23 protein-coding genes are annotated in these 22,003 nt (G+C 59.6%); 16 read left to right on the top strand and 7 right to left on the bottom strand.

Translation table 11 applies throughout. From position 1 onward, the window contains the following. Positions 1 to 65 precede the first annotated feature (65 nt). On the top strand, positions 66 to 629 hold the full coding sequence (locus NKI10_RS02095; RefSeq protein WP_031246168.1) for a hypothetical protein: 564 nt from the start codon (positions 66 to 68) through the stop codon (positions 627 to 629). A gap of 15 nt (positions 630 to 644) precedes the next feature. Next, positions 645 to 941 (top strand): SemiSWEET family sugar transporter, encoded by a 297-nt coding sequence (locus NKI10_RS02090; protein WP_023696336.1) that lies wholly within the window; start codon positions 645 to 647, stop codon positions 939 to 941. Positions 942 to 1,169: 228 nt separating this feature from the next. Here NKI10_RS02090 and NKI10_RS02085 read toward each other — a convergent pair whose 3' ends face one another. Together NKI10_RS02085 and NKI10_RS02080 are read right to left on the bottom strand one after the other, a co-directional pair. Next, the gene (locus NKI10_RS02085; RefSeq protein WP_352858287.1) at positions 1,170 to 1,541 is read right to left on the bottom strand and encodes a hypothetical protein; all 372 of its coding nucleotides are present in this window, start codon (positions 1,539 to 1,541) and stop codon (positions 1,170 to 1,172) included. A gap of 40 nt (positions 1,542 to 1,581) precedes the next feature. Continuing rightward, positions 1,582 to 2,091, bottom strand: a complete 510-nt coding sequence (locus tag NKI10_RS02080; RefSeq protein WP_352858285.1) for a pyridoxamine 5'-phosphate oxidase family protein — start codon at positions 2,089 to 2,091, stop codon at positions 1,582 to 1,584. A gap of 121 nt (positions 2,092 to 2,212) precedes the next feature. Between NKI10_RS02080 and NKI10_RS02075 the strand changes: the two genes are divergently transcribed. Beyond that, positions 2,213 to 2,410: a hypothetical protein gene (locus NKI10_RS02075; protein ID WP_023736062.1), complete on the top strand. Its 198-nt coding sequence runs from the start codon at positions 2,213 to 2,215 to the stop codon at positions 2,408 to 2,410. Between the two features lie 278 nt (positions 2,411 to 2,688). On the opposite strand, the gene NKI10_RS02070 is transcribed toward NKI10_RS02075, so the two are convergent. Further along, positions 2,689 to 3,606 carry a glycoside hydrolase family protein gene (locus NKI10_RS02070; RefSeq protein WP_023681142.1) on the bottom strand — a complete coding sequence of 306 codons (918 nt, stop codon included), beginning with the start codon at positions 3,604 to 3,606 and terminating at the stop codon, positions 2,689 to 2,691. A gap of 353 nt (positions 3,607 to 3,959) precedes the next feature. Here NKI10_RS02070 and NKI10_RS02065 point away from each other — a divergent pair, with 353 nt between their 5' ends. The 3 genes from NKI10_RS02065 to NKI10_RS02055 are packed head-to-tail and all read left to right on the top strand — an operon-like array spanning position 3,960 to position 6,846. Then, complete coding sequence (locus tag NKI10_RS02065; RefSeq protein ID WP_352858282.1) at positions 3,960 to 5,132, top strand: glycosyltransferase family protein; 1,173 nt, start codon at positions 3,960 to 3,962, stop codon at positions 5,130 to 5,132. 2 nt (positions 5,133 to 5,134) lie between these two features. Next, positions 5,135 to 6,277: a UDP-galactopyranose mutase gene (gene glf, locus NKI10_RS02060; RefSeq protein ID WP_023681140.1), complete on the top strand. Its 1,143-nt coding sequence runs from the start codon at positions 5,135 to 5,137 to the stop codon at positions 6,275 to 6,277. Between the two features lie 47 nt (positions 6,278 to 6,324). Beyond that, positions 6,325 to 6,846, top strand: coding sequence for a ferritin-like domain-containing protein (locus tag NKI10_RS02055; RefSeq protein WP_023687824.1), 522 nt, complete (start codon positions 6,325 to 6,327; stop codon positions 6,844 to 6,846). 69 nt (positions 6,847 to 6,915) lie between these two features. Here the strand turns inward: NKI10_RS02055 and NKI10_RS02050 are convergent, their stop codons facing one another. Beyond that, entirely contained in the window at positions 6,916 to 8,073 is a 1,158-nt protein-coding gene (locus NKI10_RS02050) for a beta-glucosidase (RefSeq protein WP_352858279.1), read from the bottom strand. Between the two features lie 299 nt (positions 8,074 to 8,372). On the opposite strand from NKI10_RS02050, the gene NKI10_RS02045 reads away from it, so the two are divergent. The 5 genes from NKI10_RS02045 (at position 8,373) to cyoD (ending at position 13,517) form a co-directional block, all read left to right on the top strand. Beyond that, positions 8,373 to 9,263 (top strand): MBL fold metallo-hydrolase, encoded by an 891-nt coding sequence (locus NKI10_RS02045; RefSeq protein ID WP_352858278.1) that lies wholly within the window; start codon positions 8,373 to 8,375, stop codon positions 9,261 to 9,263. A gap of 195 nt (positions 9,264 to 9,458) precedes the next feature. Next, positions 9,459 to 10,424 carry a ubiquinol oxidase subunit II gene (gene cyoA, locus NKI10_RS02040; protein ID WP_352858642.1) on the top strand — a complete coding sequence of 322 codons (966 nt, stop codon included), beginning with the start codon at positions 9,459 to 9,461 and terminating at the stop codon, positions 10,422 to 10,424. A 2-nt stretch (positions 10,425 to 10,426) separates the two neighbouring features. Next, positions 10,427 to 12,427, top strand: coding sequence for a cytochrome o ubiquinol oxidase subunit I (cyoB, locus tag NKI10_RS02035; RefSeq protein ID WP_352858640.1), 2,001 nt, complete (start codon positions 10,427 to 10,429; stop codon positions 12,425 to 12,427). After that, entirely contained in the window at positions 12,424 to 13,110 is a 687-nt protein-coding gene (locus tag NKI10_RS02030) for a cytochrome (ubi)quinol oxidase subunit III (RefSeq protein ID WP_023681134.1), read from the top strand. Before cyoB ends, NKI10_RS02030 begins: the two co-directional genes overlap by 4 nt. Continuing rightward, positions 13,107 to 13,517, top strand: coding sequence for a cytochrome o ubiquinol oxidase subunit IV (gene cyoD / locus NKI10_RS02025; protein WP_352858275.1), 411 nt, complete (start codon positions 13,107 to 13,109; stop codon positions 13,515 to 13,517). The genes NKI10_RS02030 and cyoD overlap by 4 nt, the downstream gene beginning before the upstream one ends. 217 nt (positions 13,518 to 13,734) lie before the next feature. Here cyoD and NKI10_RS02020 read toward each other — a convergent pair whose 3' ends face one another. Continuing rightward, positions 13,735 to 14,625, bottom strand: coding sequence for a LysR family transcriptional regulator (locus tag NKI10_RS02020; protein ID WP_023752165.1), 891 nt, complete (start codon positions 14,623 to 14,625; stop codon positions 13,735 to 13,737). 151 nt (positions 14,626 to 14,776) lie between these two features. On the opposite strand from NKI10_RS02020, the gene NKI10_RS02015 reads away from it, so the two are divergent. Both NKI10_RS02015 and NKI10_RS02010 read left to right on the top strand, forming a co-directional pair. Then, positions 14,777 to 15,160, top strand: a complete 384-nt coding sequence (locus tag NKI10_RS02015) for a DUF1330 domain-containing protein (RefSeq protein WP_023748057.1) — start codon at positions 14,777 to 14,779, stop codon at positions 15,158 to 15,160. Positions 15,161 to 15,260: 100 nt separating this feature from the next. Beyond that, on the top strand, positions 15,261 to 16,103 hold the full coding sequence (locus NKI10_RS02010) for an SDR family oxidoreductase (protein WP_352858271.1): 843 nt from the start codon (positions 15,261 to 15,263) through the stop codon (positions 16,101 to 16,103). A gap of 131 nt (positions 16,104 to 16,234) precedes the next feature. Here the strand turns inward: NKI10_RS02010 and NKI10_RS02005 are convergent, their stop codons facing one another. Continuing rightward, entirely contained in the window at positions 16,235 to 19,606 is a 3,372-nt protein-coding gene (locus NKI10_RS02005; protein WP_352858269.1) for a DEAD/DEAH box helicase, read from the bottom strand. 268 nt (positions 19,607 to 19,874) lie between these two features. Here NKI10_RS02005 and NKI10_RS02000 point away from each other — a divergent pair, with 268 nt between their 5' ends. The 3 genes from NKI10_RS02000 to NKI10_RS01990 all read left to right on the top strand — a co-directional run bounded on the left by NKI10_RS02000 (position 19,875) and on the right by NKI10_RS01990 (position 21,350). Continuing rightward, positions 19,875 to 20,714: a Crp/Fnr family transcriptional regulator gene (locus tag NKI10_RS02000; RefSeq protein WP_245259912.1), complete on the top strand. Its 840-nt coding sequence runs from the start codon at positions 19,875 to 19,877 to the stop codon at positions 20,712 to 20,714. Positions 20,715 to 20,733: 19 nt separating this feature from the next. Beyond that, a complete protein-coding gene (locus NKI10_RS01995) occupies positions 20,734 to 20,970 on the top strand; it encodes a DUF6894 family protein (RefSeq protein ID WP_023725511.1) in 237 nt (78 codons plus the stop codon). Positions 20,971 to 21,173: 203 nt separating this feature from the next. Further along, positions 21,174 to 21,350 carry a hypothetical protein gene (locus NKI10_RS01990; protein WP_023725512.1) on the top strand — a complete coding sequence of 59 codons (177 nt, stop codon included), beginning with the start codon at positions 21,174 to 21,176 and terminating at the stop codon, positions 21,348 to 21,350. A gap of 168 nt (positions 21,351 to 21,518) precedes the next feature. Here NKI10_RS01990 and NKI10_RS01985 read toward each other — a convergent pair whose 3' ends face one another. Beyond that, positions 21,519 to 21,911: a response regulator gene (locus tag NKI10_RS01985; RefSeq protein WP_352858264.1), complete on the bottom strand. Its 393-nt coding sequence runs from the start codon at positions 21,909 to 21,911 to the stop codon at positions 21,519 to 21,521. Positions 21,912 to 22,003 lie beyond the last annotated feature (92 nt).

Raw genomic sequence — 22,003 nt, 5'->3', positions numbered from 1 at the left:
TGGCCGCGCATGTCTATCGTCAACAATGAGGACTGCCGGCGCCAAGCGATTCAAAGGACGCAATGATGACAAACACTCAAAAGGAAGCTGAACTGATTGCGCGCCTTGCACGCCAGCATGGCGTCACTGATGGCGCTGTCATGGCTGTCCTTGAGGCGTTGCGGCGTGGTGGTGGAGCCATGGCCCAGTTCAGCCACGTCGACTTCGGAGGAATGTCACAATGGTCCTCCGGCATGACGATGGTCGGCGACATGTTCGATGACAGCCTCAAGGCGAAGCTCAACACTATCGCGGCGGAGCTCTCGGCCTACCTGCGCGAACATCCCGCCAAGCCACAACGCGACGACACGAGCTATCGTTCTGCAGCTATGGCCCACGCCGGCTCATGGTGGCCTGAGGAGTTTGGGAGCCCGTCTGCCGCTGGTTCTCAAAACAATATGCGTTACGCAGCGTTTCCTGAGCGAAGCCGCCTGGTCATCGACGATCATGGAAAGATGGAGATTTATGACACGGGCGACCATCGCATATCCGGTGTTTCGCAGAGCCAGAGCACGGCCTCCACCCTGACCTTTGTCAGCCAGCACGGCGTGGTCCGCGTATCTGATCTCAAGCGCGTATCTGCGACGTAGGTCAGGGCCGCTTCCATGCAGACAGTCACGCTCATCGGCTATCTCGCGACCGTCTGCTCGATGAGCAGTTTCACGCCGCAAGCCTGGAAAATCATCAGGACACGAGAGACAAGCGGCATTTCCGCACCGATGTATGCCATCACTGTGTTGGGGTTCGCCTTGTGGCTGGCCTTCGGCATCATGAAGGCAGAGTGGCCGATCATAATCACGAATGGCGTCTGTCTCCTGCTGTCAGCGTTCATTCTCACAATGACAGTCCTGCCGCAGGCTGAGAAAGAGGCGGTTGCCAAGGCTTTCGACCCCGACGACTAAATTAGCGCTTCCAACTTTTCAGCAGCGGACCTTGGCTACCATATGCAGGATCCTTGCGCGGACGCCCCACCCTGGGGATCGTTGCGAGCGCATCGCTATGCTGATCCTTGCTCCTACATTCGTCATAAGTCCCAAACGGAGGATACGCGCCGACAACCAAAAAGTCATCGGATGCCGAGAGACATTGGTGCCCGGTGCCTGCCGGGAGGACCGCGACGTCGCCAGCCTTCAGCGACAGCGTTCGTCCTTTCTTGCCCCAAACCGGGCTTCAGCATTTCCGCGGGCAATGCCCAGAACCTCGTGTATTTGCGAATGATAGTGAACGTAATCATAGATGCCGTTTCGCCAGCTATCGCCCCATCCGTTTGCATCGAAAAGCACCTCCATGACGGCTGCTGGATCAAGTCCTTCGGGCAATTCGACGGCGCCTCGATAAACGACGAGCGGCCATGCTGGATGATTGGGTACAAGTCCATCATCCTTGAACCAGAACTCATTCGACTTTCGCTGCCTCACAAATCCGGCGACAGCTTGCTTGCGCGGTCTTGCGAAACCGGTGACGTTCTCGATCACTTTCTTGCTGGTTTCCAAAATGCTCATCGACGCTGCCTCTAAAGCAGAGGTTAGTTTAGCCGCTCGCTCAGAGCTCGACCTTTGCGTTGTCGCCCACATTCGGCTTGGCGCCGGTAACGGCCGCAAACACCATCGTTGCGGTAGCCATCATTAGCCCCCGGCTGTCCCACAATTCGCCTTCGTCGGGTTTGACCGTTATCAGACGAATCTCGGGATCATCGGCATTATCCCACCAGGCTGCGTCAGTTTTCTCCCAGAGTTCGGTGATCTTTTCCCTATCATTTGTCACTGTGGCCGGGCCTGACATCGTGACGTATTTGTAGTGGCTGTTGTCACTCCAGGCCAAAGTGACCTTTGGATAGGTCGACAGTTGCTTGCTCTTGGCGCTGTCGTCATTGACGAGGAAGTATATGGCGTTTTCCTCACGGACCACACGCGCAGACAGCGGACGGGCTCGATTGTACTCGCCGTCCCAGGTCACAAACATGCAGACGTCGATGTCCTCGGCGAGTTCCCAGATGCGGTCTGTCGCCTCGGCGGGCGTGAGGTCCGTCTGCTGCTCTCGGCGGTTAGCCATAAGCGTCCTCCTGCGGGTGAATATCCTCGCTTACAACTCACGTCCCGCCACGACGTTCCAACTCACTGGGTCCTTCGGCCTTGCTAAAGCGGTGGAACTTTCGAAATTGCCGGGAGTTCGGATGGCAGACCGCGAGGCCATGATGGCGGACAAGACGCTTCGAACATCAAAACGTACACCCGAGCAAGACGCAAAGGGTCAGTCGGAAAAGGACCACAAGGGCGGCGGAAACGATGGCGTCGCCAGCGCCGATCCGCGGGTGATCTCCGGCAAAAAAGACGGCGACGCGACATTCCCTGTCAAGGGACCGAAGAAATAGCTATGAGCCCATTAGTCGGGCATCTGGCGGTGTCATCAATGCTACGGAGAAAATTGACGAACGGGCTGAAATCATTTCGCTAAAGCCACAGAGTCAAGGCCAGCCTTCCCGACTTGCCGCCCCCAAGTGCAATCGCGGCAATCCGTCGATCCGTCTGTGTCGCGATGACACTTTGCTAACGTCACCGACGCGGATCACCTCAACCCTCCGGAGTTTCATGACGCGCATCGGCCTCAAGGCGCTAATGGCAGCCTCAAGGCGCTAATGGCAGCCTGGAATCACGCGACCTTTGAAAAGAGAGCGACGTCGCATCTGGCCAAACCGTAGCGCCATCGGTGATCGGTTGTGGCAACCCGGCTCTGGTAGAACAGCGAAAGCTGACTTCCTTCGATCATGACTGTCGAGTGGCCGTTCTCGCCCGGTTGACCTGGCTCCAGCACCGGGCCGATCGAAACGTAAGGTCCGCTGACCTCGTCGGCTATGGCAAAAAACACCCGTTGCCGGTTTCCCCGAAGGCCGTCCGGAAGAAAGCACGTGGCATTGAGAAGCACCCGGCCGTCCGGCAATTCGATCAGTTGCGCGCCCTCAATGCCCCATTCGTAGTCGGGATCATCTCTGGTGTTATGGTGGGGAACATCGTTGTGGTCGAGGATTTTGCCGATCCGCTTCCACGGACCGAACCACGAGTCGGACTGGCTACGTGCCAGATAGATGTCGGGCTGAGGCACCCTGGTGAATTTTGGCATAGCCGAATAAACCAGGTAGCGCCCACCGCCAATGACTGCCGGATGCGGATCGTAAATGCCGTCCTCTTCCGTGTCCGGGATGGCCAGAATGGCCGGACTGAGGACTACCCAATGGAACCCGTCGTTGGAAACCGCATGCTCGCAACGGCCACCCGACTTCATGAATTCCGTCTGGATGAACATGTGGAAGACGCCGCACTCGTGGGTCACACCGGGAGCCGCAACACCAGTGCCGTTGATTGGAAGTTCGATCGGCTCATGCTCGGCCCACGGCCCATACAGATCGGGCGCCGTGGCATGCAAGATTCTCCACGTCTCGGTGGTGACCGTGCCGCTTGACCCGAAGACGTGCCAGACACGGCCATCGAAGACAGGACACGGGTCCTTGAGATCATCCACGCTTTGCGGATGAAACAGTGGAAAAACGTTGGTTTCAAAGTTGATGTTCATGTCAGCCCCGGAATTCGCCTCGGCAGTCGGAGACGCGCAGAGATACAGGCGAATCATTGATGTTAGGCACATTCTATAGCCAACGAGTTCAACGCAAATACGGCAATGCCGCTGTCCACCAGCATTCCTCGTTGAACCACGCTTTCAGTGGCGGCCGGGTTCCGACAGCCGCCCTCGCCTCCGCAACCAGATCCCGCTTCGTGCGTGGAACAAGCGGGCGACCGGGCCTTCTTCATTTCAGTTGGAACAACTCACCTGATCGAAAGTTAGGAGCTGGAACTAAGTAGTTCTCTCCATTCGCGATTAACAAATGTTAATCGTAACATAAATAGTGTCACAGAGGGAGTATGTCAATGGATGCGGCCTTTGGCGGGGTAACCGGCAGTCAATATGTTCGTCGCGAAAATATACTGGTCTGCTTCTCCCACTTACGATGGAATTTTGTTCACCAGCGTCCGCAGCATCTCCTCACTCTCGCATCCGCTCAGCAGCGAGTGGTCTACTTTGAAGAACCCCTTTTCCAAGATTTGCCGCAGCCGCTGATGCGGACGAGCGTGGCATCGGAAAACATTCTAATTGTCACACCAGTGCTGCCGCTCGGCACGTCGGCCGCGAAAGCAGATGCCGTCCAGCGGAGATTTGTGCAGCAGACCATCGCTTCTATGCCGCATAGCCGGCTGATCGCCTGGTACTACACCCCAATGGCTCTTCGCTTCACGGAATTCCTCGACCCAGACATATGCGTCTATGACTGCATGGACGAACTCTCTGCGTTCAAGAATGCGCCTCCCGAGCTGGGCCAGATGGAAAAGGCGCTTCTGCGCCGCGCGGATCTGGTTTTCACCGGTGGTCTAAGCTTGTTCGAGACCAAGCGTCACCTGCATCCTGCCATCTTTCCATTTCCGAGCAGCATCGATGTGAGGCACTTTCACACCGCAAGACGGCCAGGAAGGGACCCAGCCGACCAGGCCGGCATTCCTTCCCCGAGGGTTGGATATTTCGGCGTCATCGACGAGCGGCTGGACGTCGATCTCGTGGCGCTAGCGGCAAAGACAATGCCGGACGTGCATTTCGTCATGCTCGGTCCGGTCGTCAAGATCGACCCTGCAAGCCTGCCGCAAGCCGAAAACCTGCATTGGCTTGGCCCGAAAGCCTACTGCGATCTGCCCGACTATTTGCGCCATTGGGACGCCGGATGGATGCCGTTTGCCCTCAACGAGGCCACGCGTTTCATCAGCCCGACCAAGACGCCGGAATTCCTCGCCGCAGGTCTGCCGGTGATCTCGACGGCAATCGTCGACGTGGTGCGCAGTTACGGTGCTGCCGGGCTGGTGGAAATCGCCGACTGTGACGATCTGGAAATCAAGCTGCGCTCCGTTCTTTCGCGACCGCGTCAGATGCTCCTGCAGCAAGTCGATGCCTACCTTGCGGACATGTCCTGGGAACGGACATGGAATGCCATGGCAGCTCACATTGAGCGCGCCTACCAACGCAAGAAGGTCGTGCCCCTTCGCAGGAGTGCATAGCCATGTTCGATTGGCTGATCGTCGGCGCGGGTTTCGCCGGCAGTGTGCTTGCCGAACGGATAGCGTCCCAGCGTCAAGAAAGCGTTTTGCTGATCGATCGCCGCAGCCATGTCGGAGGCAACGCCTACGACTGCTACAATGAAGCCGGCATCCTCATCCATCGCTACGGCCCGCACATCTTCCACACCAACAGCCAAACGATCGTGGACCACCTTTCGCAGTTCACGCAATGGCGGCCGTACGAGCACAGGGTGTTGGCGGCCGTGGACGGGCAACTGGTTCCCATCCCGATCAATCTCGACACCATCAACCGGCTTTACGGGCTGGACCTGACCTCGGCACAGCTGGAGGATTTCTTCGCGTCGCGACGCGAAACGGTGGAGGATGTCCGAACGGCTGAGGACGTCGTCGTCAGCACCGTGGGGCGCGAGCTCTATGAAAAATTCTTCCGCGGCTACACAAGAAAGCAGTGGGGCGTCGATCCCAGTCAGCTGAGCAAATCCGTGACGGCACGAGTGCCGACCAGGACCAACCGTGACGACCGCTATTTCAGCGACAGCTTCCAGAAAATGCCGGCCGGCGGGTACACGCGGATGTTCGAGCGCATGCTCGACCATCCGAATATCAAGATCATGCTGCAGACCGATTTCCGTGAAATTCGTGAGAAGATACCGTTCAGGCGCATGGTTTATACCGGCCCGATCGATGAATATTTCGGCTGGCAGCTCGGGCACCTTCCGTACCGTTCGCTTCGTTTCGAGCACGTTACACTGGATTGCGAGCAATTTCAGCCGGTTGCCGTGGTCAATTATCCCCAGACGGAAGATTACACGCGCATTACCGAGTACAAACATCTGACCGGCCAGCAGAGTTCGCGGACCAGCCTGACCTACGAATATCCCACGGACATCGGGGACCCGTACTATCCCGTGCCCCGGCCCGAAAACGAAGTGCTCTACAAGCGCTATGAAGCGCTCGCGGCAAGCTGCCCAGACGTGTGGTTTGTCGGTCGGCTTGCAACTTACCGCTATTACAACATGGACCAGGTAGTCGGACAGGCTCTGGCCACTTTCGCGCGCATCCAAAAAAGCCTCCCGGCCTGGGCGCGCACGGAGGAGCCGTTGTTGGCCGAGCCGAGAAGATAGTTTCTTCCAAGACGGAAGATCGGGCGGGTATCAGAAGGAGAAACTCGATGGATACAAACTTCAACTCGGAAAGCCGTGAGATATTTATCGTCGGCTTGCGCAACGCGCACGCCATGGAAAATCAAGCGCTGTCGATCATGAAGCCTCAGGTCGAGCGTATAGAGAACTATCCGGAGGTGGCCGATCGCTTGCGCCGGCACATTCAGGAAACCGAAGGCCAGATCACGAGACTCGAGTCCGTCCTGGAGGGCCTTGGTGAGGAGCACTCCACCCTCAAGGACACTGCCTTGTCGATGGTTGGCAGCGTGGCCGCCATTGGACATTCGATGGCCGGCGACGAGATCATCAAGAACAGCCTGGCGAATTTCGCATTCGAGAACTACGAGATTGCTGCCTACAATTCGCTGCTGGTACTGGCCGACGCCGGGGGCTTCCAGGATGCTGAAAGGGCCCTCAAGCAGAACCTGAACGAAGAGGAAGCCATGGCCAACTGGCTCAAGGAAAATCTGAGCGACGTTACCATGCGGTATGCCAGGTTGCGCGAGGCCGGGGCGACTGCAAAAAGCTGATGCACCGCACCGGCGCGGGCGGCGTTTCGAAACAGACGCTCGCCCGCCCCTCCCTCGTTTGAGGCCTCTTCAAGGCGTCGTGTCCGCCACGAGAAGAGCTTGCTGACGGGCCAGTTCATCTGCTGTGGGTTTGCGCAGGTGTCGCCTGCCATCAGCCTGGATGACGGAAAACAAACCAACCTCGGCATGTCGCGAATTGTCCCAGCCCGGGTAGGCCGTTATCGGGTACAGGCAAATACCCTCGACCGGCGCTCCGAGACTGATTGCGGAACGCACCTCGTCGCAGACATAGTGGAGCCAAGCCGGCCCGCCGGATCCCTCGGAACCGGTCTCCGCAATGAACATCGGCTTACCGTAGCGATGAGCAACTTCTAGCAACATTTCCGACAGGGCGCGGTACTCGTGGTGTCCCATCGGAATCGTCGGCCCGTTTACGTACCATTGATTGTGCGGGTAAAAATTCAAGCCCACGACATCGACAACATCTTCGCTCCCGCCCAACTCAGGTTCGACGCGGCCCAGCAACATGTCGTAAGCTTCGAACTGTCCCTGTCGGGCGTTTTCGGCCCGGCGCCGTTCGCTGCGGGTCCGGTCACGAGGGGCGATATGGATAAGCGGCTCGGCCCAGACAAATCTGCAGGCGGGATCGATCTCCCGCATTGCACGAACACCCGCGATGGCGGCCTTGACGAGGTGCCGCTTGAACCATCCACGTTTGTTCGGCCCCACACGCGGGAAATAGCCGACCTCAACAGCCCATGCGAAAAACGAGATTTCGTTGATGGGGCACAACAGAGGCGATGTTCCGGTGATCGAACGGTGTACCTTGACGGCTTCTGCCGCGAACGAGGCATAGGCGTCGATGAAATGCAGCGAGCCCTGATCGACATGGTCCGGAGATCCGTAGTGAAAGATGTCCCAGATTACCTGAACACCTGCCGATCGGGCTGCCTCGACCATTGGCTCCCAACTTGACCAGTCATAGGTTCCGGGAGCGGTTTCGATCAAATGCCAACGCAGGCCGTCGCGGATGGTGCGAAGGCCGAGTTCGGCGCAGCCGCGGTAGTCGCCCAGGGCATGCAAATTATGCGAGGTCGCACGAATAAGATCGAGGCGAACGCCGTCCTTCCGTCGGTGCGAGGAGCATTCAAAGCCTGCCATGAAAAAACTGGCGAAGCGCGAAGCTTCCGGAACCGAGGCCTCCGTCTGGGGTCCCACTTCGCTCATTTGTCGAAGTCTCCTTTGGGCAATCGGCTTCGAACTCGGCGGCCTTGTCCGGACCGGGAACCGCGTTGGCGAAATACCGAATTCAGTCGGGCGCGCCCCATGTTCGTTGCTCAGTCCAGCTCGTCCTTGCGTGGCCGGGTAGTGCCGAACCCATTGGTAGAGCCTTTGTTCCGGTGGTGAACTGTCCGGGAGCCGCGTGCAAATGAGGAACAAGGAGGCCCGTCCCAAGTTCGGGGCGATGTACAGCCGCCGTCATCCACTCGAGCGGCTGCTCGGCAACAACAGAGGCATGGGATCACATGACCGTTCAGATTCGACTTTCCGAGATCGACCACGCCAGGCGCGAGGATCGTGGCGACGGCGCTTGGAGCATCGCACCGGACCTGGGTTACTTGCGGCTAGCAATCGTCAATGTCGTGTTCTTCGGCGCACCGGGCAGCGGAGATCGGAACTGGGTGCTGATCGATACCGGGTTGCCGACGTCTCGCAGCAGCATTCTAGCGGTCGCGGAAAAGCGGTTCGGCGTTAACGCACGGCCGGCTGCAATCATCCTGACCCATGGCCATTTCGACCATGTGGGAACGGTTCTAGAACTCGCAAATGGCTGGGACGTGCCTGTCTTCGCCCATCCACTCGAGCACCCCTATTTGGACGGAACCGCATCCTATCCGCCACCGGATCCCTGGGTTGGGGGTGGACTGATGGCGCTGCTGTCACCGCTCTTCCCACGCGGGCCAATCGATCTTGGCACCCGTTTGGAACCCTTGCCCGCCGACGGATCGATCCCCGGAATGCCCGGATGGCAATGGCTGCACACACCCGGACATGCCCCTGGGCATATCTCGCTCTGGCGCGAGCAAGACCGCTCGCTCATCGTAGGAGACGCTTTCATCACCACCGGCCAGGAGTCGGTCTATGAAGTCGCCATTCAGGATCTCGAGATGCACGGTCCGCCGCGCTATTTCACGCCAGACTGGGATGCCGCGGAAAGGTCCGTGAAGCATCTGGCTGCCTTGAGCCCCCATATGGTCATCAGTGGGCACGGCGCGGCTGCTGCGGGAGTGGGCATGCGTCAGGCTCTCGATAACCTGGCTGAGCGGTTCAGGGTATTTGCCGTCCCGCCGAAATTGAAATTCGTGCGCGAGCCAGCGTCGCCGATAGCTAGGCCAATCGAGCCGCCATCGTTCTGAATTATGGTCAGATTGGGCCAACGCGGGACATCGGACAGAGTAACTCGTCCAGCGGAACAAACCCAGCCGGCGACAGTTGGGGCACTCGCTCAGGTGGCGACACCCTGCGAAGTGCCGCGAGGTTCCGCGCCATGGGGAGGCTCAGATGGAAACCCGACGAACGCATGCCTCTAGCCCGCGTTCCCGCAAAGAGAGATTGCAGAGCCGGTGTTCTTGCCATCCAGCCCTAAGTTGACACGCCAACTGCTCTGGATCGTCGGAGGCGCATTCTTGCCCGGTTGCGCGGGGGGAGTGCTCGATCCCCAAGGACCAATTGGTGTCGGTAATTGCACGATCCTTTTGAACTCGCTGGCGGTGATGCTGGTGATCGTTGTTCCCACGCTTGTTGCACTTCTGGCATTCGCCTGGAAGTTCCGCGCCTCGAACAGCAACGCCCGCTATAACCCGGAGTTCACCTATTCGGGACGCGTGGAGTTGATCGTCTGGTCGATCCCGACGCTCACCATCCTGTTCATTGGCGGTCTGATCTACTACGGATCGTATCAGCTCGATCCGCGCAAACCGATCCCTTCTAGCCAGCCGCCGCTCGACATTCAGGTGGTGGCGCTCGACTGGAAATGGCTGTTCCTCTATCCCGAGCAGGGCGTGGGCGCTGTCAATCAACTGGTTATTCCCGCCGGTGTTCCAGTGCGTTTCAAGTTGACCTCGGCCAGCGTGATGAACACGTTCTTCGTGCCCCAGCTTGGCAGCATGGTCTACGTCATGAACGGCATGCAGACCGAATTGCATCTGCAGGCCGACCGCGAGGGCAGCTTTTTCGGCCAGTCGGCGCACTTCAGCGGCGACGGCTTCTCGGATATGAATTTCAGTGTGAGCGCGGTTTCAGCCGATGCCTTCACCCGCTGGGCGTCATCGCTGCGTGGCGGGGGCGGCGTGCTCAACGCCAACGCCTATCGCGAACTCGCCCGGCAAAGCACAAATGTGGCGCCGGCTTCCTTCGGTCATGTCCAGCCTGGGCTGTTCGAAGCGGTCGTTCAGCAGACGCTCCCACCGGGTCCGGGGCCTGCTGAGAGCGCAGCCAGCGGCGAGCCACAGGTGAGCCCAAGGGCATTACCCGCGGCGGCGGCAACGATGACCCATCATCCACAAGGCGCAGAATGACGATGCTGGGCAAGCTCGACTGGTCGGCCGTTCCTTTCGATCAACCCATCCCCCTCGGCGCAGCCCTTGGCGTCTTTCTGGCAGCAGCCGCCGTGCTTGGCTGGATAACGGTGAAGGGCTACTGGCCATATCTGTGGAGCGAGTGGATAAGCTCGGTCGACCACAAGCGCATCGGCGTGATGTACATTGTGCTGGCGATGCTCATGCTTCTTCGTGGTTTTATCGATGCTATCATGATGCGCACACAACAGGTGCTGGCGATTCACGGGCCGGGCTACCTCCCGCCGGAGCATTACGACCAGATCTTTTCCGCGCACGGCACGATCATGATCTTCTTCGCCGCGATGCCGTTCATGATCGGCCTGATGAATTTCGTCGTGCCGCTGCAGCTTGGCGTACGCGATGTCGCTTTTCCGACGCTCAATTCCGTCAGCTTCTGGCTGACGGCTTCCGGAGCCCTGCTGGTCAACATCTCGCTTGTGGTCGGCGAGTTCGCGCGCACCGGCTGGCTGCCCTATGCCCCTTTGTCGGAAACCACCTACTCGCCGGGCGTCGGTGTCGATTATTATCTGTGGGCGATCCAGATCTCCGGCGTCGGCACGCTGCTCACCGGTGTCAACCTGGTGACGACCATCCTCAAGATGCGGGCGCCGGGAATGGGCTATCTGCGAATGCCGATGTTCTGCTGGACCTCGCTCGCGTCCAACCTGCTCATTGTCGCAGCCTTCCCGATCCTTACCGCCACGCTCGCAATGCTGACGCTGGACCGGTATCTCGGCTTCCACTTCTTCACCAACGAAGCCGGTGGAAATCAGATGATGTTCGTCAACCTGATCTGGGCGTGGGGCCATCCCGAAGTATACATCCTGGTGCTTCCCGCCTTCGGAATCTTTTCCGAGATTTTCTCGACTTTTTCATCGAAGCCGCTGTTCGGATACCGTTCGATGGTCGCGGCCACGATGTTCATCTGCATCGTCTCGTTCATGGTCTGGCTACATCACTTCTTCACCATGGGTGCCGGAGCAGACGTTAATGCCGTCTTCGGCATCGCCACGTCGGTCATTGCCGTGGGAACCGGTGTGAAAATCTACAACTGGCTCTTCACCATGTATGGCGGGCGCGTTCGTTTCGACACGCCGATGCTTTGGGCACTGGCTTTCGTGACCACCTTCACCGTCGGCGGCATGACTGGCGTCCTGCTTGCCGTCCCGCCGGCCGACTTCGTGCTACACAATTCCCTTTTCCTCGTCGCGCATTTCCATAACGTCATCATCTCGGGCGTGTTGTTTGGAGCATTCGCCGGCTTCGCCTACTGGTTCCCCAAGGCGTTCGGTTTCCGTTTGCACGAAGGCTGGGGAAAAGCGGCATTTTGGGTCACCTTGGCCGGCTACATGCTGGTCTTCGTACCGCTCTATATCGTCGGTCTGCTCGGCATGACGCGGCGCCTGCAACATATCGATATGGACCTTTGGGCACCGTGGCTGGTGGTGGCCGCTTTCGGCGTGGTGGTGATGATCGCCGGCGCGGCGCTGCAGATCACACAGCTTTTCGTTTCGATCCGGCATCGCGACAAGTTTCGCGACGAAACCGGCGACCCGTGGGACGGGCGTTCGCTGGAGTGGTCGACATCTTCCCCTCCTCCTGTCTTCAATTATGCACGGCTGCCTCACGTGGAAGACGAAGAGCCCTACTGGAGCATCAAGCAACGAGGGATCGAACAGAGCGCGGACGAGGAAAAGGCATATGAGCCGATCGAGATGCCTCGCAACAGCCCGACTGGCTTCGTCACCGCCTTCTTCAGCACACTGATCGGCTTCGCGCTGATCTGGCATATATTGTGGCTGGCGATCGTCGGCTTCATCGGCGCCTACGCAACCTTCGTCGTATTCGCCTGGCGCGATCATGGAGACTACGAGATCCCTGTCGACGAGGTCGCCCGCATCGACCATGACCACAAGGCAGCCCAGTTTGCCTGGCTGCGCGGGTGGGAGCGCCCGGCATGAGCGATCACGCATTCTCCGGCGACATCAGCGCCGGCACCCAGGCACGGGACCCGTATCGGCTTAATCACACCGGTCGGCATGCGGTGCGCTCTGCGACGGGCCACGGAGAAGGCGGCCCGGCCTCAAAGTTCGTCACGGTGACCTACGGCTTCTGGATCTTTCTCCTGTCCGACATCATCATGTTCTCGGCATTTTTCGCCGCCTACGCCGTGCTCGCCAAGGCAACCGCCGGCGGACCGACAGGCAAGGATCTGTTCGAACCGACACGGGTTGCGGTCCAGACGGGCCTTCTGCTCACTTCGAGCTTCACCGGCGGCGTGGCAACACTCGCCACCCGTCGCAGATCAATGGCTGCCACGCAGTTCTGGCTTCTCGTCACGGGGTTGCTCGGGGCAGCGTTCCTGTTCCTGGAACTACAGGAGTTCGCGGCAATGATCGGCGAGCAGGCAGGCCCCTCGCGCAGCGCATTTCTTTCTGCCTTCTTTGCGCTCGTTGGCTGCCACGGCGCCCACGTCGGTCTCGGCCTGCTCTGGCTGGGAACGATGATGGCGCAGCTGTGGGTCAAGGGCTTTCGGCCCGACATCTTGCGGCGGCTCCACTGCTTCGGGCTCTTCTGGCACGCCCTCGACATCATCTGGGTTGCCATCTTCACCCTGGTCTATCTTCTGGGAGCATCGTCATGACCGAGTTCGAGAGCAAGACCGGCGAGTTGCAGGACCGCCGCGATTCAGCGCCGGGCGAGGAACACATAAGCGAGCACGAAACGGCTGGGGGCCTCTCGGGCTATGTGCTCGGCTTCGGGCTGGCCATCCTGCTCACGATCGCATCATTCCTGGCGGCGCGAACCGATCTGATTTACCAGCCCGCGGTCATCTCGGCCCTGGTGGTGCTCGCTGTTGCGCAGATGGGCGTGCATCTTGTCTTCTTTCTGCACCTGACCACCGGGCCGGACAACACCAACAACATCCTGGCCCTGGCCTTCGGCGTGCTGATCGTCGCGCTGGTGGTTCTGGGCTCTATCTGGATCATGGCCCATCTGAATCAAAACATGGCTGCCATGACACCCCATCAAGCCGGAACGATGCCTTGAACGCTGCCCTGCGAACGCACGGCCGCCCACAGTGCACCATTCGCACCGATGGCCCGAGCCAAGCTGCGGCGGCAACGCTGAGATGATACTAGGCAGTGAACTCATAAATTGGGGAGACTGGGATCGGTGGGAAACGGGCGCTCCGGACTTCCTGTACTGGGCGGCTTTGATAGGCGCCATGGTCGTCGAGGTCTGGCGATCCTTATTTCAATCGCACTCAGTCGCGGTAGCGCAGCCTTTCCAGCGCGAGTGCGAAAGCCGGCGAGTGTTGGCGCCGGCTTGGATAATACAGGTGATATCCCGGCCGAAGGGGGCACCAGTCCTCAAGAACGCGCACTAGGCGACCCTGTTCGAGTAGGTAGGTCACTAGATCCTCGGGCAGATAGGCGAGCCCGAACCCTTCAAGGCTGGCCTGGCAGATCATCGCGAGGGTGTTGAAGGCGGCGTGTCCGTGAACGCGCACCTTCAATTCCCGCCCCTCCTTGCGAAACTCCCACGGTGCAAAGCCGCCTGTGGGCAGTCGCAGGGGTATGCATGCATGATCGGCAAGATCTTCAGGCGTGACCGGACGGGAGCGGCTTACAAAGTATGAAGGCGCTACCACAACCGCCATGCGGAAGTCTGGCCCAATGCGCGCCGAGATCATGTCCTTATCCACCTGTTCGCCGAGCCGTACACCCGCATCGAAGCGATCGGCCGCAATGTCAGCCAAGCCGTAGTCGTGGATAATCTCGACCCTGATGTCGGGATAGTCGCGCATGAGCCCGACCATGGCGGGCCAGATGATGGTCTCGCCGGCATGCTCCACGGTGGTGATCCGGACTGTACCGGCCGGCTTGTCGCGCAGGGCGCTGAGGGCGGCAATCTCGCTTGCGATCTCATCTAACTTGGGAGCGATGCTTCGAAACAGGCGATCCCCCGCTTCGGTTAGCGAGACGCTGCGGGTCGTGCGGGTCAGCAGCCGAACGCCGAGGCGCTCTTCCATCGTCCGGATCGAATAGCTCAGGGCAGACTGCGACACGCCGAGCATGGCGGCCGCCTTGGTGAAACTGCGCTCGCGGGCGACGGCGATGAAGGTCAGGAAGTCATCCAGACTATCGCGACGCATTCATCAATCCTACTTCTAAGCCCATGCAGATTATACCACCTAATTGCATGTCGCTAAAGGAGCTAACTTCCTGACTCAAGGCCAGACGGTCAACCGGAGCAACTCTCCGCGCAATGCCTACCGTCCCACTGGCCCACTGAAGGAGAACAATATGAAGAAGGTAATCGTGGGCGCGCTCGCCGCCCTCACCATGATCGTGAGCCCGGCCGCCTTTGCTCAGCAAGCGACGGGCGTCGCTCCCCGCGCCTACATGATCGGCAGCTATGACATCAAGGATCAGGCGGTGTTTCAGCAGTACATCGAAGCGGCGTCGCCGCTCGTCACCAAGTATGGCGGCCGCGTGATCGTCTACAATCCCAATGTCACTGCCATCGAAGGAAGCTCGAGATCGGTGATCGCCATCGCCGAGTTCCCGAGCCTTGCTGACGCCAAGCGCTACTACAACTCGCCGGAATACACAGCGGCCCGGCAGTTTTTTACCAGGTCGACCGAAGGATTTCGCATCATCACCGAAGGCGCCGGCCTTCCGCAGTGACGCAGTCCGCCGGCGGATGGATCAACATGGGGATCAGTCCCTGCTGGCCATCGCGTCCAAATCCGGGGCCGAGCTGCGGCCTAGAGAACAGGAGCCCAATATGAGTGTTTGGTTCATCACCGGCGCAGGCCGGGGCCTCGGTCTGGATATCGCCAAGGCCGCATTGGCGGCGGGCCACAAGGTGGTGGCAACCGGCCGCAACACGGAAAAAGTCGCAAGGGCCGTGGGAAACGCCGAGAACCTCCTTATCGTCAAGCTGGACGTGACGAGCGCGGCCGACGCCGAAGCCGCTGCCCAGGCCACGTTTGACCGGTTTGGCCGCATCGACGTGCTGGTCAACAATGCGGCGAGTTTCTTTGCCGGGTACTTCGAAGAGTTGACCGCCGAACAGATGCAACTGCAGCTCAGCACCAGCCTCGTCGGACCCATGAATGTGACGCGGGCCTTTCTGCCAGCGATGCGCAAGCAGCGGTCCGGCAGGGTCATTTCGATCTCCTCGACGGCCGGGCTAATGGGTTTCGAGTTCTGCACGGCCTATTCAGCCTCGAAGTTCGGCCTCGACGGCTGGATGGAGGCGCTGCAGACCGAAGTCGTGCCGTTCGGCATCGAGACGATGATCGTGAACCCGGGCTTCTTCCGCACCGAGCTTCTCACGGAAGAGTCGACCAACTATGCCGCCCCCTCCGTCGAGGACTACCATGAGCGGCGGACGGCGCAGATCGCCTTCTGGCGTTCTCAGAACGGCAAGCAGGGGGGTGATCCGGCCAAGCTCGCGCGCGCCCTGATCACGCTCACGTCTGGGGACGTGCTCCCCCAGCGTTTCCTTGCCGGTACTGACGCCATTGCGACGGCAGAGCAGAAGATTGCCATTCTGCAGCAGCAGATCGGTGCCTATCGCGAGCTCTCGAGTTCCCTCACCATGGACGAGAACGGCCGCAACTAACGACCCCTGCGGAACATCCGGACTTGCGGTACTGGTGGCTGAACACCACTGGCACTGCAATTCCGAGGTGAAGACTCGTGGCTGCGGCACTCCCATTGTCGTGCCGCCGCCGGATGGAGAGAAAAGGCTAGTCAGATCTCGTGCTTTGGCTGAGCTGCACGTATGGCATCAAGCGCTAAGCGAACGGCGTCGACGCCAGAGACGCCGGGCGGGATCGGCCTGAAAATCAGGCGGCCGTTCCGGTACTCCAGGCCCAACGCCTTGCTGTTCCGCCATTGGGACGCCGACGGCTTGTTCCGAAGGGTGATCGCGATGGCCTCGGGACCCAAATCGACTTTGCCGATGCCCAGTTCCGACGCTGCTATTCGCAACCTGGTAAATTCCAGCAAAAGGGCTACTTCGCCAGGCATGTCTCCAAAGCGGTCCTCGAGCTCTTCGCTGAATGTATCGAGGTCCGGCTCCGAACGGATGCGGGAGAGCCGCGCATAGAGGCCAACACGCACCGTAGGCTCTTCGACATAGCTCTTGGGAAAAGCGCCCTTTCCCGAACCGTTGATCTCGGCAAGTTGCTTGTCGAAGTCGGCCCCTCCGCCAGCCGCCGAGATCGCCCGCTCCAGCAAGTGCTCGTACAAGCCCACTCCGATCAGCTTCATATGCCCGGCCTGGTCTTCTCCGAAAAGATCTCCGGCGCCACGCAGGTCGAGGTCCCTTTGACTGATTGCCAGGCCGGAGCCGAGCCGATCGAGCGCAAGCATCGTCGAAAGCCGGGCCCTGGTGCTGTCGGCCAGTTCAACGCCAGGCTGGGTCAGAAGAAACGCAACAGCCTGCACCGCCCCCCTTCCGACCCGGCCCCGCAGCTGGTGCAACTGCGCCAGACCGAACCGGTCGGGGCGCCAAACGATGATGGTGTTGGCCCGCGGCACATCGAGGCCGCTCTCGATGATGTCGGTGCTCAACAAAATGTCGCCATCACCGTCGGCGAATCCGACCATGACTTCGTCCAGCTGTCTCCCCTTCATTTCACCATGCGCCGTCTTGACCTCGAGTTCCGGCACCAGTCTGTTCAGCTGGTCACAGGCCGGGGCAATATCCTCGATCCGCGGGATCACGAAAAAGCTCTGTCCACCCCGGTGAAATTCACGCAGAAGGGCCGCGCGCACCGATGCTGGATCGAACGCTGCCAAGATCGTGCGAACGGGACGTCTTTTGGCGGGCGGAGAGTTTAGAACGCTGACGTCCTGGATACCCGACAACGCCGATTGCAGCGTCCGGGGTATCGGTGTGGCGCTCATGCTCAGCGTATGGAGGCGAGGCGCCATGGTCCGCAGGGCCCGCTTCAACTTGACCCCGAACCGGTGCTCCTCGTCGATCACCAGCAGTCCAAGATTGGCGAAGGTGACGCTCCTGGACGCCAAGGCCTGGGTACCCACAACGACCGCAACCTGGCCGCTCCGCAGACCCTCTTTTGCCGCTCTCGCGTCCGCTGCCCCGACCATTCTTGAAAGGTGGGCGACCTGCAGGCCGGTTCCTGCGAAGCGGCGGCTGAACGTCTCATAGTGCTGCCGTGCCAACACCGTTGTCGGAGCTATGATAGCAACCTGTTTCCCGCAGAGAGCGGCGGCGGCGCAAGCACGCAGGGCGACCTCTGTCTTGCCGAAGCCGACATCGCCGCAGACGAGCCGGTTCATTGTCCTTCCGGAGGAAAGGTCATCGAGCACAGCGAGGATGGCGGCCGCTTGGTCGGGCGTCTCCGTATAGGGAAATTTCGCCGCAAAACGAGCCAAGTCCGTGCGGGAGGGCTTCATGATCTCGGCAGGCTGGCTGGACCTGATTTTGGCAAGACCCAAGAGGCGCTTGGCCAGCCTGTCGATCTCGCGCAACGCAGCTTCGCGTCGCTTCGGCCAGCCCTCGCCGTTGAGGCGATCAAGGGACACTGCCTCCGGTTCCGAGCCGTAGCGCCATATTCGTCCAAAGTCGTCGACCGGAACCAGCAAGGAAGCCCCGCCATGATATTCGAGCCTGACGACATCCTGTTGCTGGCCAGCCAACTCGACCTGTTCGACCGCGGCGAGCACGCCCAGGCCATGGTCTTCATGGACAACGACATCGCCAATGCGCAACTCGGGTTCGAGTATGCCCGTGGTCGCGCTCCCGTTCGCCTTCAACGCGGGACCAAACAGGTCGGATGCGGCGACCAAGGCGATATTGGATTGCGCGTCGACAAACCCTTCGTCGAGGACGAATTCAGCCTTGATAAGAGAGCCCCTTGCGGCCGAAAGTATTTGCGGCAAGTCGGCCGCTTCCTCTGCCCGCCGGCCTAGTCTCCTATCGAGCAGGCGATCTGCTCGCTGCAATTCAGAGGCATCGCCGGTGAACACTACTCTGACTCCGGCGCTCGTCTGCCTTGTGACGAATTCCGCGAAATCATGCCCGGGTCGGGCCTGGCGGAAGAATTTGGGAACTCCCACGGCAGAAACGGCAAGTCTCACGCAGCAGCGGTTAAGCAGAGCAGCGTCCCACTCTTCACGGGATAGGTAAAATCGTCCCGGCAAAGGTTTTTTCGTTCCGGCTGCCTCCTGCCTGGCACGACGTGCATCCTCGACCAGATCCAGAATTCTGCCGAGCGGCTGCCCGTCGGTCCCTTCAAGGAAGGAGATCGAGGCGCTGGAAGCCGCATCGAAGACGGATGGCATAGCGCCATACGATGCGACCAGGCGCTCTTCCATCGACGTCGCGCGCATCGCTGTCAGCTCAGGATGCTCACCAGCTTTAAAGATCAGCTCGGATGCCGGTCCGACCGTAACCGAGTCTCGAACCTGATCGCTGAGCTGACTGAGCGGGTCGTAGGTCTTGAGCTGGCCGATGCAGGCATCGGGACCAACGATGATGCGAACGGGGCCATCCGCGCCAGCAGGGAAAATATCGATGAGATCGCCCCGAAAGGCTATCTCACCCGGTTCGTCGACCCTCTCGTCGACGACATAGCCAATGGCTTCGGACCTGGTTCTGAAATCGTCACGGTCGAGCTTTTGGCCTACCTCCAGAATTGTGAAACCGCCAGCGATGACGGGAGCAGGCGGCACCCGCTGCAGAATGGCTTCGAGCGACATTACAGCGATGCGCGGGCGATCCGGCTTCGTTGCGATCTCACGCAACGCACGAAGCCTTCGCCCCATATTGGCACGTGTGGGCCACACCCTGTCGTAGGGCAGGCAATCCCAGGACGGCAGCAAGATGATATCCGCGTCAGGCAGGAACTGACGCAAGGCGCTGGCGATCTCCTCGGCACTGCGTTCCGAGGGAGCTATATGGACGATGTGCTTATCCCGACTGGTCTCCAGCCCACGGGCCAGCGCTACCGCGATTGCTGAGGATGGCGGTCCGCCGTGCTCTATCGCAAACCCGCTGTCATCCGTGTGATCGATTTGTTCGACATCCGTCCGCGAAATATGCCTGTTCACTGAAATCTCACCTTGCCACTGAGACAACGTCAGCGGAGCCACCCCGTTCCTGGTGGCGCATCAAAGAGTTCCAGGACTGGCTGCGGGTGCAGCCCTTGAAATTGGGGGGAGCGACTGGGTCAAAGCTGCGCCGTGATCGGCGAACTCCTGGGGCTGGCTGCCCAGCGGGACAATTTCTAACCGAGCCTATGTCATAGGTTAATGCATTGCTGCCTGGCTCACCTATGGCTGTCCTAAAAAACTGGTGCTTGGATCATTCCGGGATCTTCAACCACCCTCGACGCTGGCAAAACGCCCCAGGCACGGGACCATGCCGCACGGCGGCGCCTTCTGCCGCCGCGCATATGTCCCCATGCCAATCGGAACTTTTGGCGCGGATAATAGTTCGATCACCAACATCAGCCAGGTAGTCAATTTGTTCCCCACCTCATCCTCGGATGTACTCATTCGCAAGCTTCAGACCATCTCGGATCTTCGAGAGGCCGACATCGGCGTTCTGAAAGGCATTCCGATCCAGGAGAAGGAATATTCGGCCAACCACGATCTGGTGCGTGAGGGCGACCGTCCTGTTTACTCGTTTATCGTTCTTGATGGCTTGGTCGGTTCCACCAAACATACGGGCGAAGGAAAGCGACAAATCACATCATTCTTCGTCGCTGGCGACATTCCTGATCTGCATGGGCTGCATCTGTCGGTCATGGATTGTAACTTCTCGACCCTTACGCCGGCCCGAGTAGGTTTCATGCGGCATGACACTCTGCGTGCCGTTTGCGACCAGCACCCTCGCATCGCCACCGCTTTTTGGCGGTCGACGTTGATAGATGCCGCGATTTATAGGGAGTGGGTCATCAATGTGGGAAGACGCGAGGCATACACCCGCATGGCTCACATCCTTTGCGAACTGATTTTTCGCTTGCGCTCCATGGGGCGCATTGAGGATCACGTGGCGGATATTCCCATTACCCAGGCGGCCCTTGGCGATGCACTGGGTTTGTCCACGGTCCACGTCAACCGGATGCTCCAGGAACTACGACGCAGAGGCCTCATTGCCACCTCGGGATCAAAAGTTCACGCACTGGACTGGGCCGGCCTCACTCACGCAGGAGATTTCGACACGACCTACCTGCACCAAAGGAACCCCGCAGATTAGCAGTGACGGAAGCTCTCCGATGGCACGATTTTTCTTCGACAGCGGCGATGGCGATCTCATCTTCGAGGACGAAATAGGTGTCGAATGCGCTGGCCTCGAAGAGGTCCGCCGCGCGGGATTCGAGGGCCTTGTCGACCTCACGAGAGAGTCACTGAAGAGCGTCGACGGGCAGCAATTGTTTATCGAAGTGCGTGATGAAAACGGCGCCAAGATTTTGCGGCTGAGCCTCTCGCTTCGGGTAAAATCGATCGCTTAAATTTGCACTCTGCGCTCAGCGTTAGGCGCGCGGATTGAGACTGCAAACATCCACTGGCATGTCGTTGTCTCAAAACCAGGGCCACTTTTGAGCGACATACATTAACCCATAGATTGTGCCTCGATTCGCCTCGATTTGTGTACAGGACGGGGAACCATCAAAGAGCCGCCGAGTTCGTCCAACGGACAAGCTCGGGTTCTAACATGGAAGAAATCGGCAAGGCACAACAAAAGGTCATAGCCCGCCTCATACGGCAGTGGATTTCATCGGACGCCAATCGTCGCCAGCTTCGCCAGTTGCTGGATCTGCCGACAGATACGGACATGCCCAGCGAGCATCGGTCATTGCTTGACGAACTCGACCGAAAGCTCAACCAATGAGCGCCCCTGCTTTCGGGAGGGCTCCCGAGTGGATGCGAGCCGGTGGCGAGGGGAAGGAGCTGAGGTCGACATCTGGTTGAGGCCGCCGGCCCAAGCAGACGCGAACGCTTTACGCCGGACGGCGCCGATTGAATGTTCCGTGGTTTTCGTGGAGCCGCGGTCCGATTCCTAGAGGTGAGTTTCTGCACCTTGCTGCGCGTTTAAAAGTTGAGAAACGGCAGTTATGATCTGCGGCAGAAAAAAGGGCTTGGTGATCATTATGCTGTTGGGCACACCTTCCGCTCCCCAGTGTACCGCGCTGTCGCCACTGATATAGACAACCGGGATGGTCGAGTTGGACCTTCGCAAGTGCCGAGCGACCTCCCACCCCGACTGTCCTGGTCCCAAACGGATGTCCGTGAGTACGGCCTTGAACTTGGTCGGATTGGGGTCGAAAGCCGCCAGCGCCTCGGCGGCACTCCGAGTGCCGACCACCTGGAAGCCGGCCTCCTCCAAAGCTGACTCGAGGTCGAGCAGGATCATTGTCTCATCTTCGACGATCAGAACAGCACCTTCGCTCATCCGGAATCTCCCCAAGCCGCCACCGCTAATACGATTTCGGCGTCAACTTGGTTCCATCTGACCCGCAGCAGCCTTTTGGCTATCGAAGCTCT

The sequence above is a fragment of the Mesorhizobium sp. M0802 genome, assembly GCF_040320115.1.
Lineage (GTDB): Bacteria > Pseudomonadota > Alphaproteobacteria > Rhizobiales > Rhizobiaceae > Mesorhizobium.
Note: the sequence above shows the minus strand (reverse complement) of the source record. Positions and strands in the feature narration are given on the sequence as shown.